At 66.4% G+C, this 14,709-nt stretch carries 15 protein-coding genes; 6 read left to right on the top strand and 9 right to left on the bottom strand.

Annotation, left to right across the window (positions count from 1 at the left end; genetic code table 11):
- Positions 1-160: 160 nt before the first annotated feature.
- Both G3N94_RS04895 and G3N94_RS04890 read right to left on the bottom strand, forming a co-directional pair.
- Entirely contained in the window at positions 161-1,594 is a 1,434-nt protein-coding gene (locus tag G3N94_RS04895; protein WP_205790965.1) for an aldehyde dehydrogenase family protein, read from the bottom strand.
- Between the two features lie 22 nt (positions 1,595-1,616).
- On the bottom strand, positions 1,617-3,257 hold the full coding sequence (locus G3N94_RS04890; RefSeq protein ID WP_205790964.1) for an acetolactate synthase large subunit: 1,641 nt from the start codon (positions 3,255-3,257) through the stop codon (positions 1,617-1,619).
- A gap of 391 nt (positions 3,258-3,648) precedes the next feature.
- On the opposite strand from G3N94_RS04890, the gene G3N94_RS04885 reads away from it, so the two are divergent.
- Positions 3,649-3,966 carry a type II toxin-antitoxin system RelE/ParE family toxin gene (locus tag G3N94_RS04885; RefSeq protein WP_346778649.1) on the top strand — a complete coding sequence of 106 codons (318 nt, stop codon included), beginning with the start codon at positions 3,649-3,651 and terminating at the stop codon, positions 3,964-3,966.
- A gap of 3 nt (positions 3,967-3,969) precedes the next feature.
- A complete protein-coding gene (locus G3N94_RS04880; RefSeq protein ID WP_205790962.1) occupies positions 3,970-4,269 on the top strand; it encodes an addiction module antidote protein in 300 nt (99 codons plus the stop codon).
- Positions 4,270-4,332: 63 nt separating this feature from the next.
- On the opposite strand, the gene G3N94_RS04875 is transcribed toward G3N94_RS04880, so the two are convergent.
- From G3N94_RS04875 to andAc, 5 genes are all read right to left on the bottom strand, one after another.
- Positions 4,333-5,619, bottom strand: coding sequence for a DUF445 domain-containing protein (locus G3N94_RS04875; protein ID WP_205790961.1), 1,287 nt, complete (start codon positions 5,617-5,619; stop codon positions 4,333-4,335).
- 219 nt (positions 5,620-5,838) lie between these two features.
- Complete coding sequence (gene andAa, locus G3N94_RS04870; protein WP_205790960.1) at positions 5,839-7,059, bottom strand: anthranilate 1,2-dioxygenase system ferredoxin--NAD(+) reductase; 1,221 nt, start codon at positions 7,057-7,059, stop codon at positions 5,839-5,841.
- Positions 7,049-7,375: an anthranilate 1,2-dioxygenase ferredoxin subunit AndAb gene (gene andAb / locus G3N94_RS04865; RefSeq protein WP_205790959.1), complete on the bottom strand. Its 327-nt coding sequence runs from the start codon at positions 7,373-7,375 to the stop codon at positions 7,049-7,051. Before andAb ends, andAa begins: the two co-directional genes overlap by 11 nt.
- Positions 7,376-7,388: 13 nt before the next feature.
- Positions 7,389-7,877: an anthranilate 1,2-dioxygenase small subunit AndAd gene (andAd, locus tag G3N94_RS04860; protein WP_205790958.1), complete on the bottom strand. Its 489-nt coding sequence runs from the start codon at positions 7,875-7,877 to the stop codon at positions 7,389-7,391.
- A gap of 14 nt (positions 7,878-7,891) precedes the next feature.
- A complete protein-coding gene (andAc, locus tag G3N94_RS04855) occupies positions 7,892-9,163 on the bottom strand; it encodes an anthranilate 1,2-dioxygenase large subunit AndAc (RefSeq protein WP_205790957.1) in 1,272 nt (423 codons plus the stop codon).
- A 212-nt stretch (positions 9,164-9,375) separates the two neighbouring features.
- Between andAc and andR the strand changes: the two genes are divergently transcribed.
- Positions 9,376-10,335, top strand: a complete 960-nt coding sequence (andR, locus tag G3N94_RS04850; RefSeq protein WP_205790956.1) for an anthranilate 1,2-dioxygenase regulatory protein AndR — start codon at positions 9,376-9,378, stop codon at positions 10,333-10,335.
- Between the two features lie 72 nt (positions 10,336-10,407).
- Here the strand turns inward: andR and G3N94_RS04845 are convergent, their stop codons facing one another.
- Positions 10,408-11,298, bottom strand: coding sequence for a LysR family transcriptional regulator (locus G3N94_RS04845; protein WP_205790955.1), 891 nt, complete (start codon positions 11,296-11,298; stop codon positions 10,408-10,410).
- Between the two features lie 91 nt (positions 11,299-11,389).
- Between G3N94_RS04845 and G3N94_RS04840 the strand changes: the two genes are divergently transcribed.
- The 3 genes from G3N94_RS04840 to catC are packed head-to-tail and all read left to right on the top strand — an operon-like array spanning position 11,390 to position 13,787.
- Positions 11,390-12,523: a muconate/chloromuconate family cycloisomerase gene (locus tag G3N94_RS04840; RefSeq protein ID WP_205790954.1), complete on the top strand. Its 1,134-nt coding sequence runs from the start codon at positions 11,390-11,392 to the stop codon at positions 12,521-12,523.
- Between the two features lie 33 nt (positions 12,524-12,556).
- Complete coding sequence (gene catA, locus G3N94_RS04835; protein WP_205790953.1) at positions 12,557-13,459, top strand: catechol 1,2-dioxygenase; 903 nt, start codon at positions 12,557-12,559, stop codon at positions 13,457-13,459.
- 37 nt (positions 13,460-13,496) lie between these two features.
- A complete protein-coding gene (gene catC / locus G3N94_RS04830) occupies positions 13,497-13,787 on the top strand; it encodes a muconolactone Delta-isomerase (protein WP_124600434.1) in 291 nt (96 codons plus the stop codon).
- A gap of 56 nt (positions 13,788-13,843) precedes the next feature.
- Here catC and G3N94_RS04825 read toward each other — a convergent pair whose 3' ends face one another.
- On the bottom strand, positions 13,844-14,632 hold the full coding sequence (locus G3N94_RS04825; RefSeq protein WP_205790952.1) for an NAD(P)H-dependent oxidoreductase: 789 nt from the start codon (positions 14,630-14,632) through the stop codon (positions 13,844-13,846).
- Between the last annotated feature and the right edge of the window lie 77 nt (positions 14,633-14,709).

Raw genomic sequence — 14,709 nt, 5'->3', positions numbered from 1 at the left:
GTGTCGTACCCCGGTCGGCCGTTTCGCGGGATTACATCACGATGCCGTGCAGGCAGTCGAGGCCGTCGGCATACAGGTAATGCCGGCCAATACAAAACGCGGCACGCGGCCGGCCTCATCGCCAGCACGCGTGCCGCCGCAGATTGCAAATCGCCGCGCGCTACCTGCGCCGCACGACCATCAGTCGCGGCTCGGTCATGTCCTCGATCGCATAACGGATCCCTTCGCGGCCGAGACCCGAATCCTTCACGCCGCCATACGGCATGTTGTCGACACGGAACGACGGCACGTCGTTGATCACGACGCCGCCCACGTCGAGCTCGTCCCACGCGCGCTGCGCATGCGCGAGCGAATCGGTGAACACGCCGGCCTGCAGCCCGAAGTCGCTGTCGTTCACGCGCGCGAGCGCGTCGTCGAACTGGTCGAACTTCTCGAGAATCGCGACCGGGCCGAACGCCTCCTTGCGGTACAGGTCCTGCTCGCGGCCGACGTTTTCGAGCAGCGTCGCCTGGAACATCGCGCCGTCGACGTTGCCGCCCGCGATGATCGTCGCGCCCGCCGCGACGGCTGCGTCCATCCAGCCTGCGAGCCGGCGCGATTCGGATTCGGAGATCATCGGGCCGACGAAGGTCGCCGGATCCTTCGGATTGCCCATCTTCAGCGTGCGGGTCTTCGCGATCAGCTTCTCGCGCAGCGCGTCGTAGAGGGCCGCGTGCACGATGATCCGCTGCACGCCGATGCAGCTCTGCCCCGACTGGTAGTACGCGCCGAACGCGAGCCGCTCGACCACGTAATCGAGCCGGTCGCGCTGGTCCGCGTCGACGATCGCGGCTGCGTTGCCACCGAGTTCCAGCACGACTTTCTTCTTGCCGGCCTTCTCCTTCAGCGCCCAGCCGACTGCCGGCGAGCCCGTGAACGACAGCAGCTTGAAGCGCTCGTCGGTCGTGAACAGGTCCGCGCCGTCGCGATGCGCGGGCAGCACCGAGAACGCGCCCTTCGGCAGGTCGGTTTCCGCGAGCACCTCGCCGATGATCAGCGCGCCGATCGGCGTGCGGCTCGCGGGCTTCAGCACGAACGGGCAGCCGGCCGCGAGCGCCGGCGCGACCTTGTGCGCGGCGAGGTTCAGCGGGAAGTTGAACGGCGAGATGAACGAGCACGGGCCAATCGGCACGCGCTTCGTGTAGCCTGTGTAGCCCTGCGCGCGCGCGGAGATTTCGAGGTTGATCACCTCGCCGTCGATCCGCACCGATTCCTCGGACGCGACGCGGAACGTGTCGATCAGCCGCGTTACTTCGCCCTTCGAATCGTTGATCGGCTTGCCGGCCTCGATGCACAGCGCCTCGGCCAGCTCGTCGAAGCGCTCGCGAAAGCGCGCGACGCAATGATCGAGCACGGCCTGCCGCTTGTACGCGGGCAGCTCGCGCATCGGCTTCGCGGCGGCGACCGCCGCGCCGATCGCCGCATCGATCGCCTTCGCATCCGCGAGCGCGACGCGCGTCGCAACTTCGCCGCTGTACTTGTCGGTCACCTCGAGATCGGTGTTCGCGTACACGGCAACGTTGGCGAGGTAGTACGGATAGGTTTCCTTCAGCATGGAACGTCTCCTTCCGGTGAGTTCAGAGCTGCGCCGACAGGCGCTTGATCTCGCGGTTCAGCACGCGCTCGTTGTCCGAGTAGTCGATCGGGACGTCAATCACGTGCACGCCCGGCGCTGCGAAGCATTCGCGCAACAGCGGCTCGAGATCGTCGGCCGACTCGACCCGGTGGCCGTGCGCGCCGTAGCTCTGCGCATACGACACGAAATCCGGGTTCTGCAGCGTCATCGCGAAATCGGGGAAATTCATGTTCTCCTGCTTCCAGCGGATCATCCCGAACGCGTCGTCGCGCAGGATCATCACGACGATGTCGAGCTTCAGCCGCACGGCCGTTTCGAGCTCCTGCGAATTCATCATGAAGCCGCCGTCGCCGCACACGGCGATCACCTTGCGCGGCGGATGCACGATCTTCGTCGCGATCGCCGACGGCAGGCCCGCGCCCATCGACGCGAGCGCGTTGTCGAGCAGCAGCGAATTCGGCTCGTGCGCGCGCCAGTAGCGCGCGAACCAGATCTTGTACATCCCGTTGTCGAGGCACACGATCCCGTCGGCCGGCAATGCACGGTACAAGTCGTTGACGATCCGCACCGGATACATCGGAAAGCGCGGATCGTTCTGCCCCTTCTGCAGGTGCGCGTCGAAATGTTCCTTGATCATCGCGAAGCGCGCGAAATCCCAGTGCGGCTGCGGCGCAAGCGACTCCTTCATCTGCCACACCGCATTCGCGATGTCGCCGACCACCTCGATCTGCGGGAAATAGACGGGGTCGACCTGCGCGCCGAGAAAGTTCACGTGGATCACGGTCTTGTCATCCGCGCGCATGAAGAACGGCGGCTTCTCGATCACGTCGTGGCCGACGTTGATGATGCAGTCCGCGTGCTCGATCGCGCGATGCACGAAGTCGCCGTCCGACAGCGTCGCGTTGCCGAGCCACAGCGGGTGCGTCTCGTCGATCACGCCCTTGCCCATCTGCGTCGTGAAGAACGGGATGCCCGTCTTGTCGACGAACTCGAGCAGCATCTTGCAGGTCGTCTTGCGGTTGCCGCCCGCGCCGATCATCAACAGCGGATGGCGCGCGGCCTCGATCGCGTCGACCGCGTGTGCAATCGCCTTCTCCTCGGCCACCGGGCGCCGGCTGTAGCTCGCGGGGATCGGCTTGCCGTCGCCCTCCTCGTGCGCGATGTCCTCCGGCAGCTCGAGGTGGGTCGCGCCCGGCCGCTCTTCTTCCGCGCGCCGGAATGCCTCGCGCACGGCCGACGGGATGTTGCCGATCGACACGATCTGCCGCGTGAACTTCGTGAGCGGCTGCATCATGTCGACCACGTCGACGATCTGGAAGTGGCCCTGCTTGCTGGACTTGATCGGCTTCTGCCCGGTGATCATCAGCATCGGCATCCCGCCGAGCTGCGCATATGCGGCCGCCGTCACGAAGTTGGTCGCGCCGGGGCCGAGCGTCGCCAGGCAGACGCCCGTCCTGCCCGTCAGGCGGCCGTAGGTGGCGGCCATGAAACCGGCCGCCTGCTCGTGCCGGGTCAGCACGAGCTTGATCCGCGATCGCCGCAGCGATTCGAGCAGATCGAGGTTTTCCTCGCCGGGAATGCCGAACACATACTCGACGCCTTCGGCTTCCAGCGCCTTCACGAACAGATCCGATGCTTTCATGGGGGGACTCTCGGTTGATGCCGCCTGCCCGGCCTACGGACGCGCGGCGTTCAGGACGCACGCCGGCCTACGGCGCGCGGACGCTTTACCTAACAGACACAGACCACACTGCACTTGCCCGCCACGCAGCACGCGGCGGCGTCTCCGGATTCCGGAGGACGAACGGATCCGCCGGCGCGCAGCGAACGCGCACCGGCGGCAAAGACGTTTTTGATTGTAGTCGGAATCGGCAGACTTCGATTTCGGTCGCGCGCCGCGTTCGAGCGGCGAGTTCGAGCAGTGCGGAGGCATCATCCGAACAGCCATTTGCGTCACAAACGAAGCGGAAGGCTTTATGGTCAGTGGAAATCGACTCACCGAAATGTGAACCATGGTTGACACACTGCAATCAATGCCCTACAGTGCTCCTTCATTCAGCATCCGAACCACTGACGCCTTCGACGCATGGTTTGTCGGCCTGCCGGATCGCATCGCGAAACGCCGCATCCATGCGCGCATCGACCGTCTGTCGATGGGCAATCCGGGCGACTGGAAATCCGCCGGCGCTCCGGTCGTCGAAATGCGGATCGACCATGGCCCCGGCTATCGCGTCTATTACGTCCGGCGGGGAACGATCTTGGTGATCCTGCTTTGCGGTGGCGACAAGTCGACGCAACAGGCGGACATACGCGCCGCGCACGCGATGCTCGCGCATCTCGATATGGAGTGAACGATGGACAAGATCAGCACCCGCCCGTGGGATTCAGCCGAACATCTGAAGACCGAAGACGACATGGCCGAATACTTCGAAGCCTGCCTGCAAGAGGCCGACGACGATCCGGCCTTCATCGCGCACGCGCTCGGCGTGATTGCCCGTGCGCGCGGCATGTCGCAGGTCGCGCGCGATGCGGGCATGTCGCGCGAAGGCCTCTACAAGGCGCTGTCGCACGACGGCAATCCGAGCTTCGGCACGATCCTGAAAGTCATCAAGGCGCTCGGCCTGCAACTGCATGGCTCGAAGGCGCACGCCTGATCGGTGTGATCCGCCTGACCCGCGTGCGCGCGACGTCGCACGCGGGTCCCGACGCCGGCCGCGTCAATGCACCCATCCCCCCACCCACCGCGGCACCAGCGACACGAGATACAACCCGAGCCCAATCAACCCGCCAACCAGCGTGCCGTTGATCCGGATGTACTGCAGGTCCTTGCCGATGTTGAGTTCGATCTGGTGCGACATCTCGCGAGCGTCCCAATTACGCACCGTGTCGCGAATGTGACGCATCAGAAAATCCGCAAAATCCGGCGCCATCTCGTACACGGCCTTCTCGACGTGCTCGTTCAGCGACGCGCGCAGCGCGGGGCTTTCCGCGAGCCGCGCGCCGAGCCAGCCGCCGAGCGTCGCGGCCTGCCGGTGCAGCATCGAATCGGCGCGTGCAAGATCGGCCTTCAGCCATGCGCGCAGCTGGTCCCACAGATCCTTCAGGTAGAGGTTGAACGCGTCACCATCGCGGATGTAGCGCTTGATCTCCTCGCCCTTCTCGATGAACACGGGATCGTGCTTCAGGCGCTCGACCAGCTTGACGACTGTCGCATCGAAGCGCTGCCGCAGCTCGTGCTCCGGATCCGCGGCGACCTGTTCGAGCACACGGTTCACCGCGTTCGCGATCAGCTCGGCGCCGTTCTCGCCGAGCCAGTTCGTCGGCAGGATCTTCTCGACGGTCGGGTACTGGCTCTTCAGCCAGTCGACGATGTACGCGGCGATCACCGCGCGGTTTTCCGGCTGGTCGAGCAGGTTCGTCACCTGCCCGATCGCGTCGTCGAGCAGCGCCTGGTGGCGGCCGTCCTTCGTCAGCGTGTCGAGGATCGCGCCGGCCGATTGCGACAGGTCGATCCGATTGACCAGCGCGCGAAACGCGTCGTGCACGAACGACTGGATTCGCGCATCGTCGGTCATGTCGAGCGCGAAGCTCATCAGCTTCGTCGCATAGCTGCCGAGCGCGTCGGTGTTCGCGGGCTCGCCGAGCCACGCGCCGAGCTTCTGCGCGGGATCGTGCTGGCGAATCTGCGCGGCAAGCGCGTCCGGGCCGAGGAATTTTTCGCGGACGAAGATCGCGAGGTTGTCGGCGATCTTGTCCTTGTTCTGCGGAATGATTTCGGTGTGACGCGACACGAACGGAATCGGCACGCGGCGGAACAGCGCGACGACCGCAAACCAGTCGGCAAGCGCGCCGACCATCGCGGCCTCGGCCACCGCCTTGATTCCGTCGATCCAGATGCCGCGCGGCAGGAAGATTGTCGTCACGAATACCGCGACGGCGACGAGCAGCAGCGACAGCGCGCGGCGCTTGCTGCGGTTCAGTTCGAGGGCTTTGTCTGGCGTCATGGGCGGCCGGCGCAGGCGGCGGGCGAGTCGGCGATGGCGCTACTATCCCCGATTTCGCGGCGGCCGACAAACGTGCTGGCGACCGCGATACGCACACGATGCGGCGCCCCGCGTCACGGCATGCACCCGTGCGGCAAGTGCGCGCGCCGCCTGGCCGCTTAGCCGCCGCTGCCGCATGCCCTCATCCGCGCCGCCGATACAGGCCGCGCGCCGCCGCCGTCACAGAAACGTCTTCAGATTCACCGCCGGATCGGCCAGCCGCTCCGGATCGGGCACGACACCCGCTGCGATCATCCGCCGACACGCGCCAATGTCGCGCCCCGCGCTCACCGCGGCGGCCGCGACGAGCTTGCCGTCGTCGCCGAGCCCGAACACCGTGAACGGCCCGCTCGACGGATCGCCGCGCACGACCGTCGTCCGCTCGCTGCCGAACAGCCCGAGCATCTGCAGGTTGCAGTCGTACTGATCGGACCAGAGCCACGGCATTTCCGCATAAGTCTCGTCCGCGCCGAGCACGTTCGCCGCGGCGACGGCCGGCTGGTTCTCCGCGACCTGCCACGATTCGATCCGCACATGCCGCCCGAGCAGCGGATTGAAGTGCATCGTCACCTCGCCCGCCGCGTAGATCGCCGGATCGGCCGTGCGGCAGCCCGCATCGACGCGCACGCCGTTGTCGACGTCGAGCCCTGCCGCGGCCGCAAGCTCGACGTTCGGCACGACGCCGATGCCGACCACCACCACGTCGGCCGCCACGTCACCGCGGTCCGTCTCGACCACCGCGCCGCCGGACGCACTGCGCCGGATCGCGCGTGGCAGCGTCGACAGCCGGAACGCGACGCCGCGCCCGTCGTGCAGGTTCTGCGCGTAGGTGCCGACCACGTCCGGCAACGCGCGCTGCAGCAGGCGCGCGGCCGGATCGATCACCGTCACCGCGCAGCCAAGCTGACGCGCGGCCGCCGCCACCTCGAGACCAATGAACCCGCCGCCAAGCACCGCGACGTGACGCCCGGGCGCGAGCGCCGTACGCAGCGCGCGTGCATCGGCGACCGTGCGCACGTAATGCAGCGGCACGTCCGCGCCCACCGGCCCGCCGAACGTGCGGACCCGCGAGCCGGTCGCGAGCATGAGCCGCCGGTATGGCAGCGCGGCACCGTCGTCGAGCCGCACGCGTTGCGCATCCCGCTCGATCGCATCGACCCGCGTACCGAGCCGCAACTCGATCCGTTGCGCGTCGTACCACGCGGCATCGCGTATAAACGCACGCGCTTCGCCGCCGTCGCTCAGCAGCGCGTCCTTCGACAACGCGGGCCGGTCGTAAGGCAGTTCGCGCTCCGCGCCGATCATCACGATGCGCGCGTCGGCGTCGCGCGCGCGCAGCGCCTCGGCGGCACGCCGCGCGGCGTGCCCGGCGCCGACGATCACGATCGGATCAGTCGACATTGACTTCCACCTGCCCGTCGACGATGCGGATCGGATAGGTTCGCACCGGTTCCGTGATCGGCGCGCATTTCGGCGCGCCGGTACGGATGTCGATCAGCCCCTGATGCAGCGGGCATTCGACGCAGCCGTCCTCGACATAGCCTTCCGACAGCCGCGCGTGGCCGTGCGTGCAGAGGTCGTGCATCGCGAACAGTTCGTCGCCGATCCGGAACACCGCGATCGGTTTCTGTCCGGCGACGCGCGCCGCCGGTTCGTCTTCGGAGAATTCGTCGAAGGCGCCGAGCGAATGCCACTCGGTCAGTGTTGCTTCAGTCATGTCTTCCTCACACTCAGATCGGGGTGGCCAGCAGCGTCTGCACGCGCGACGTGTCGTAGATCACGCGCTTGGCCTTGTAGCGCAGGCCGTCGGGCGTGCGCACGACCGTGTCGTAGTACTTGCCGGCCTGGTAGACGTTCGATTCGCCGTTGCTGCGCGTCTGCACAACCACGTAATTGCTTTCGGTGTCGATCTCGCCGTCACGCGCCGCGACGATCGTCAGCCCCGACGTCATGTGCCGGTACGTGTGCTCTTCGTAAATGTTCGCGTGCCGCAGCGACACGACGCGGTCGCGCAGCATCCGCTGGTTCGTGCAGTACACGATCCCGACCGGCAGCCCGAGGTCGGCGTTTTCCTTCGGCACGATCTCGTACCGGCAGTCTTCGGTGAACATTTCCGGCCACTGCTCGAGCCGGTTGTTGTCGAGATGGCCGATGTAGCGGTTCTGCAGCATGTAGATCTCGAACCACGTCTTCATGTCTTCCGTCAGGTTTTCCATCATTGCGCGCTCCCGCATCAATAGCCCATCAGCTTCTGGTAGCCGACCCAGAACTTGCGGATCAGGCTTTCGGTGATCACCGTGTCCTGCTGGTCCGGATTGCCGCGCGACATCTCGATCACCGACGTCGCGTCGCCGTCGCGCACCGTGCCGCGCTGCACGAGTTCGGTCGCCTCGGTGTCTTCCATCGAGATATAGCCAGCCGGCCCGACGAGGTTCGCCTGCTTGATGCGCAGCTCGCGCAGCTCGGGCGTGTCGTCCGTGTAGCCGAAGAAATGGAAGATCAGCTCGAAGTTGTCGGGCCCCTTCGGCAGGATCTGCCGCGCGACCAGCGTGTTGTGGATCTGCTGGATCACGAGCTGCGGGAAGATCGGCTGGATGTGGTTCGTGCAGTCCTCGTCGTATTCGGACACGAGATCGAGTATCGATTCGTCCTCCAGATGAAAGCCTTCATCGAACGAGCGGATGTTCTGCTGCTTGTAGGCCGCCGACGTGTCGTCGCCGGTCTTCGTCACGGTAATGATGCTGTGCAGCCCGTGGTTCGCATCCGGAATCGAACGCGCCTTCATGCCGACGCGGAAGATGTTGAAGGTCGTATGGAACAGATGCAGCATGCTCGCGTGATACGGATCCTTCACGTTCTCCATGTACAGCTTCCAGTTCGACTTCGAGTACTGGCGCGTGCAGCCGAGATACTCGATCGGCTTGTGGAAGATCCGGTCGATCCACGGGCGCATCTGCTCGCCGAGATAGTCGGGCAGCGGCGCGACGTCGTCGCTGAAGGTCGCGAACACGAGGCCGCGATAGCTGTCGACGCGCAGCTTGCGCAGCCCGTGCTGCTTCGGATCGAAATCGGCCGGCATCCCGGTCATCCCCTTCTGGCCGCGCCGGAACGGCACGCCGAGCAGGTTGCCCGTGTTGTCGAAGCTCCACTGGTGATAGACGCACGTGTGCGACGTGGCATTGCCGCGCGCCTTGCGGCACACCTGCGCGCCGCGGTGCGCGCAGCGGTTCACCCACGCGGCGAGTGCGCCGTCCTCGGCGCGCGTGACGACGACGGGCGTGTCGCCGACGAACGTGCTCTTGAAGTCGCCGGGGTTCGGGATCTCCGCTTCCAGCGCGACGAAGTTCCATGTCGGGCCGCGGAAGATGCGTTCCTGCTCGCGGTCGTAGACGGCGCGCGAGCTGAACACCTTGTACGGCACGCGCGAGCCGTCTTCGTGCGGAAACGTCACGTCGGACGCGTCGTCGCGCGCCGCAAACAGGACTGGCGATTCGGTCTGCTCCATGTCGGACTCCTTGTCGATCCGGTTGGGTAGTTCTGATGGAGCCGATTTTTGAAAAGCTAAAATTCGCCGTCTATCCGGAATCTGCAATTGCGGCAGCGCAGTATCCACTTCCGGCAGGTTTCTGCGCTAGGATGGCGGCACACATGACGCCGGCGCGCGATCCCGCCCCATTCGCGAGACCGAAGCGCGCGTCCAAGAACAGGCTGATGCCCATGTCCCCAACGTCGTTCGAGCCGTTCGCGCTGCGTGCGCACCGGCTGTTCGAATCCCGCGATCTCGACGAGACGCGCGAGCGGATCTCGCGCGTGATGCAGCCGCACGCGCTGCAGCCGAGCGGCCGCGTGCACGGCGCGTCGCATATGGATTTCGTGCGGATCGGCGGGCTCGGGATCGGCACGATCGCGTTCGGCGACGCGATGCGCGTGCAGGTCGATGCGGTCGACGGCTATTACCTGCTGATGTTCTGCCTGTCGGGGCAAGCCAACGTGCGGGCGATGGGCCGGCAGATCGGCGTCGACGCGCAGACCGGCATCCTGTGCGCACCTGGCGAGCGCTTCGACGCGCAGCTGTCCGCCGACTGCGAGCAGTTCGTGCTGCGCATCGACGCGGCCACCGTCGGCGCACTGACCGGCGATCCGCGCGCGACGCTCGACCCCGTGCTGCGCGTGAGCGACGCGGCGCTCGCCGCATGGCGCCAGCAGCTGATGCTGGTCGCGGGCTCGCCGGACCTGCTCGAACGCGCGAACGCGAATCCGCGCGTCGCATCGCAACTCGAACACCTGCTGATCGACCTGCTGATCGAAGGGCATCCGCCATCGGCCGTGCCCGCGTCGCGCCACGACCCCGCGCCGGGCTTCGTGCGGCGCGCGCAGGAATTCGTCGCCGCCCACTACGCGCAGCCGCTGCAGCTCGCCGATATCGTCCGCGCGGCCGGCGTGCCGGAGCGCACGCTGCGCGACGCGTTCATGCAGTTTCGCGCGATGAGCCCGATGCAATACCTGCGCCACACGCGGCTCGAGCACGCGCGCGAACTGCTGCGCGCTGCGGACACCGAGCGGCGGATTGCGGACATCGCACTCGATTGCGGCTTCATGCACCTCGGACGCTTTGCTATCGCGTATCGGGAGACGTTCGGGGAATTGCCGTCGGAGACGCTTGAAGGGAAGCGCTGACGCGGCAGCGCCACGTCAGCGTGGGGGCTCGGGCTCGACCGTTAGTTGCAATCTCTAGCGCCAAAGCCAGCGTCAGCCCGCCGGCGCGATCATCGCGCGGGCGATCGCGCAGAACGCCGCCGTCGCGGGGCTTTCGTCATGCACGCGGCGGCTCATGATGATCGGCGACGTCGCGACCGGTTCCGGCAACCGTCGGTAGACGACACCCTTCACCCGCACACCTTCGACGCTTTCCGGCACCAGCGACACGCCGACCTCCGCGGCCACCAGCCCGAGCGCCGTCTGCAGCTCGCGCACCTCGTGCACGGCGGCCGGCGCGAGGCCGCCGTCGCGCAACGCGGACAACTGCTGGTCCGCAAAACTCGGCCGCGGCGTGCTCGGATAGACGATCAGCGTCTCGCCCGCGACGTCGGCCAGCGTGAGCGGCCGGTCCGGATCGGCGAGCGGATGCCCGACCGGCAGCGCCGCGATCAGCTTTTCCTCGATCAGCGCCTCGCGCACGAGCTGGTCGTCATCGAACCGCAGCCGACCGAAGCCGACATCGATCCGCCCGCCTTTCAGCGCGCCGAGCTGCTCGAGCGTGAACATTTCGATCAGCGACAGCTCGACGCCCGGCTGCGCCTCGCGGAATGCACGGATCACGTCCGGCAGCGCGCCATACAGCGTCGACGGCACGAAGCCGATCACGATCCGCTCCGACATCTGCGCGAGCCGCCGCGTCAGCGGGCCGAGCTCGTCGGCCTGGTCGACGAGCCGCTTCGCCTGCGCATAGAACACCCGCCCCGCCTCGGTCAGCTTCAGCGGCCGCGCGCCGCGCTCGAACAGCGGCAGGCCGATTTCGTCCTCGATCGCCTGCAACTGGCGGCTCAGCGGCGGCTGCGTCATGTGCAGGCGCTCCGCGGCCCGCGTAATGTTCATTTCCTCGGCGACGGCAATGAAATACCGGAGCTGACGCAATTCCATTGCATACCTCGAAAGTATGGAAGTAGTCGGAAAGAGTGTTGGACGCCGCCGGGCGGATCTTCCTACCATGTGCACCAACAGGAGGAATCGCATGATAGCAACTGCCGCCACCATCGACCGCGTCGAGACGCTGCTCGTCGATGTGCCGACGATCCGCCCGCACAAGCTGTCGGTCGCCACGATGAATTGCCAGACCCTCGTGCTGGTCCGCATTCGATGCTCGGACGGTATCGAAGGCGTCGGCGAGGGCACGACGATCGGTGGCCTCGCGTACGGCGAGGAAAGTCCGGAAAGCATCAAGGTCAACATCGACACCTATTTCGCGCCGCTGTTGCAGGGCATGGACGCGACCCGCCCGGGCGCCGCGATGGCGCGCGTGCGCAAGCTGTTCCAGGGCAACCGCTTCGCGAAGTGCGCGCTCGAAACCGCGCTGTTCGACGCGCAGGCGCGCCGCCTCGGCGTACCGCTGTCCGAGCTGTTCGGCGGCCGCACGACCGACGCGGTGGACGTCGCATGGACGCTCGCGAGCGGCGACACGCAGCGCGACATCGCGGAAGCCGAGGCGATGCTCGACGCGCGCCGCCATCGCGCGTTCAAGCTGAAGATCGGCTCGAACGCGGTGGCCGACGACGTCGCGCACGTGATCGCGATCAAGCGCGCGCTCGGCGAGCACGGCGACGTGCGGATCGACGTGAACCAGGCGTGGACCGAAGCCGACGCGATCTGGGCCGGCCCGCGTCTCGCGGAGGCCGGCGTGAGCCTCGTCGAACAGCCGATCGCCGCGACCAACCGCGCGGGCCTGAAGCGCCTCACGCAGCTCGCGCAGATTCCGATCATGGCCGACGAGGCGCTGCACGGCGCCGTCGACGCATTCGCGCTCGCGCAGGACCGCGCGGCCGATGTGTTCGCGGTGAAAATCGCGCAGTCGGGCGGCCTGCAGGGCGCGGCGAGCGTCGCGGCGATCGCGGCGGCGGCCGGCATCGGCCTGTACGGCGGCACGATGCTCGAAGGCGCGGCCGGCACGATGGCGTCCGCGCAACTGTTCAGCACGTTCGGTTCGCTGCAATGGGGCACCGAGCTGTTCGGCCCGCTGCTGCTCACCGAGGAAATCCTCGTCGAGCCGCTGCGTTACCAGGATTTCAAGCTGCACCTGCCGGCTGCGCCCGGCCTCGGCATCACCTTCGACTGGGCCCGCATCGAGCGGATGCGACGCGACGCCCGCTGATTCCCCACACGACACCCGATATTGGAGACACGCATGAACAAGGACGCCATCGACGCGCTGCTGAAGACCTTCGACGATGCGGCTGAGAAGCCCGGCAACCCGCGCGTGCGCGCGATCGTCAACCGGATCGTGAAGGACCTGTGCTACACGATCGAGGATTTCGACGTGCAGCCGAGCGAGTTCTGGACTGCGCTCAACTACCTGAACGAAGCCGGCAGGGAGTTCGGCCTGATCGCCGCGGGCCTCGGCTTCGAGCGCTTCCTCGACGTGCGGATGGACGAAGCCGAAGCGAAAGCCGGCTTCCACGGCGGCACGCCGCGCACGATCGAAGGCCCGCTGTATGTGGCCGGTGCGCCGGAATCGGTCGGCTTCGCGCGGCTCGACGACGGCACCGATCCGGGCCAGACGCTCGTGATGCGCGGCCAGGTGCTCGGCGACGACGGCGCGCCGCTCGCGAACGCGCTCGTCGAAGTGTGGCACGCGAACCATCTCGGCAACTATTCGTACTTCGATCAATCGCAGCCCGCGTTCAACCTGCGCCGCTCGATCCGCACCGATGCCGAAGGCCGCTACAGCTTCCGCAGCGTGCTGCCGGTCGGCTACAGCGTGCCGCCGGGCAGCAAGACCGAGCAGCTGCTCGACCAGCTCGGCCGTCACGGCCATCGTCCCGCGCACATCCACTTCTTCGTTTCCGCGGACGGTTATCGTAAGCTGACGACGCAGATCAACATCGAAGGCGATCCGCACATCTGGGACGACTTCGCATTCGCGACGCGCGAAGGGCTGATTCCGAAGATCAAGCAGGCCGAAGGCGCGCAAGGCCAGCCGTATGGCGTCGACGGACAGTTTGCGCTGATCGACTTCGACTTCACGCTGCTCAAGGATCGCGCGAACGTGCCTGAGAGCGAAGTCGAACGCGTGCGCGCACAGGCGTGACGGACTTCGCAGAAAAACATAACGCAAGGAGCGTGTGATGCTGTTTCATGTGGAAATGACCGTCCATCTGCCGGCCGACATGGATCCGGTCAAGGCGGCGACGCTGAAGGCCGAAGAGAAGGCGATGTGCCAGCGGCTGATGCACGAAGGGGTCTGGCGGCATCTGTGGCGGATCGCAGGGCGGTATGCGAACGTCAGCATCTTCGACGTCGAGAGTGTGCAGCAGCTGCATGACCTGTTGAGCCAGTTGCCGCTGTTTCCGTATATGGATGTCGAGGTGCGGGCGCTGTGCCGGCATCCTTCGTCGATTCGGGAAGACGATCGGTAAGCGAGCGGTGCAACGCGGCAGTCGTCGGACGGCCGCGAGCGTTCGCGACGCGGGTTTCAGCGCCCCGCTGTCTCCACATGCGCCGCGAACCCCACCTTCTCCGGCACGATCTCCGCCTTCAACGTCAGCGCCGGAATCTCGTAATCGCCGAAATTCTGCCGCCGGAACGGAATCGGCGGCGTCTCCCACAGACTGTCCAGGCGCTCGCCGAGCGCATCGCGCGTCTGCGCGAACCGCGCATCATCCATTTTTCCGGACCGGTAGATCACGAACGGCGGCAGCACGTCGAAGCCCGGGTAAAACAGAATCCCGTGCTGGATCGGGAACAGCACGTCGTCGATCGCGCCGTTGATGCCGCGCGGGCTGTAGTGCGATTCCCAGCCGCCCGTCGTGACGAGCACCATCGCGCGCTTGCCCGCGAGCGACCCTTCGCCATACCGGTTGCCCCAGTGCGCGTCCGAGTGCTCGCCGACCCCGTACGCAAAGCCGTACGCATACACGCGCTCGACCCAGCCCTTCATGATCGCCGGCATCGAGAACCACCACATCGGAAACTGCAGGATCACCGCATCGGCCCACTTCAGCTTCGCCTGTTCGCGCGCGATGTCGTCGCGTTGCGTACCTTGCTCGAACGCGCGCTTCGAGTCGAGCGACGGATCGAAACGCGCTTCCTCGTGACGATCCGTCACGTCGTCCGCGTCGAGCGTCGCTTTCCAGTTCATCGCGTACAGGTCCGACACCTGCACCGAATGGCCGGCTGCTTCGAGACGTTGCACGGCGAAATCCCGCAGCGCGCCGTTCAGCGAGCGCGGCTCGGGATGGGCGTAGACGACAAGAACATTCATGATCGGGCACTCCGTTGCTTGAATGTCAGCAGGATGCCGAATCGACAGGTATATTGGAAATGAATCTCTGATATTCC

This window comes from Burkholderia sp. Ac-20353, from assembly GCF_017104785.1.
Classification (GTDB): Bacteria; Pseudomonadota; Gammaproteobacteria; order Burkholderiales; family Burkholderiaceae; genus Burkholderia.
This window is presented reverse-complemented; position numbering and strand designations above follow the sequence as displayed.

Bases quoted from the DNA above. Each gene is read 5' to 3' on its own strand.
- G3N94_RS04895 (WP_205790965.1), bottom strand. From the start codon at position 1,594: ATGCTGAAGGAAACCTATCCGTACTACCTCGCCAACGTTGCCGTGTAC.
- G3N94_RS04890 (WP_205790964.1), bottom strand. From the start codon at position 3,257: ATGAAAGCATCGGATCTGTTCGTGAAGGCGCTGGAAGCCGAAGGCGTC.
- G3N94_RS04885 (WP_346778649.1), top strand. From the start codon at position 3,649: ATGCCCTACAGTGCTCCTTCATTCAGCATCCGAACCACTGACGCCTTC.
- G3N94_RS04880 (WP_205790962.1), top strand. From the start codon at position 3,970: ATGGACAAGATCAGCACCCGCCCGTGGGATTCAGCCGAACATCTGAAG.
- G3N94_RS04875 (WP_205790961.1), bottom strand. From the start codon at position 5,619: ATGACGCCAGACAAAGCCCTCGAACTGAACCGCAGCAAGCGCCGCGCG.
- andAa (WP_205790960.1), bottom strand. From the start codon at position 7,059: ATGTCGACTGATCCGATCGTGATCGTCGGCGCCGGGCACGCCGCGCGG.
- andAb (WP_205790959.1), bottom strand. From the start codon at position 7,375: ATGACTGAAGCAACACTGACCGAGTGGCATTCGCTCGGCGCCTTCGAC.
- andAd (WP_205790958.1), bottom strand. From the start codon at position 7,877: ATGATGGAAAACCTGACGGAAGACATGAAGACGTGGTTCGAGATCTAC.
- andAc (WP_205790957.1), bottom strand. From the start codon at position 9,163: ATGGAGCAGACCGAATCGCCAGTCCTGTTTGCGGCGCGCGACGACGCG.
- andR (WP_205790956.1), top strand. From the start codon at position 9,376: ATGTCCCCAACGTCGTTCGAGCCGTTCGCGCTGCGTGCGCACCGGCTG.
- G3N94_RS04845 (WP_205790955.1), bottom strand. From the start codon at position 11,298: ATGGAATTGCGTCAGCTCCGGTATTTCATTGCCGTCGCCGAGGAAATG.
- G3N94_RS04840 (WP_205790954.1), top strand. From the start codon at position 11,390: ATGATAGCAACTGCCGCCACCATCGACCGCGTCGAGACGCTGCTCGTC.
- catA (WP_205790953.1), top strand. From the start codon at position 12,557: ATGAACAAGGACGCCATCGACGCGCTGCTGAAGACCTTCGACGATGCG.
- catC (WP_124600434.1), top strand. From the start codon at position 13,497: ATGCTGTTTCATGTGGAAATGACCGTCCATCTGCCGGCCGACATGGAT.
- G3N94_RS04825 (WP_205790952.1), bottom strand. From the start codon at position 14,632: ATGAATGTTCTTGTCGTCTACGCCCATCCCGAGCCGCGCTCGCTGAAC.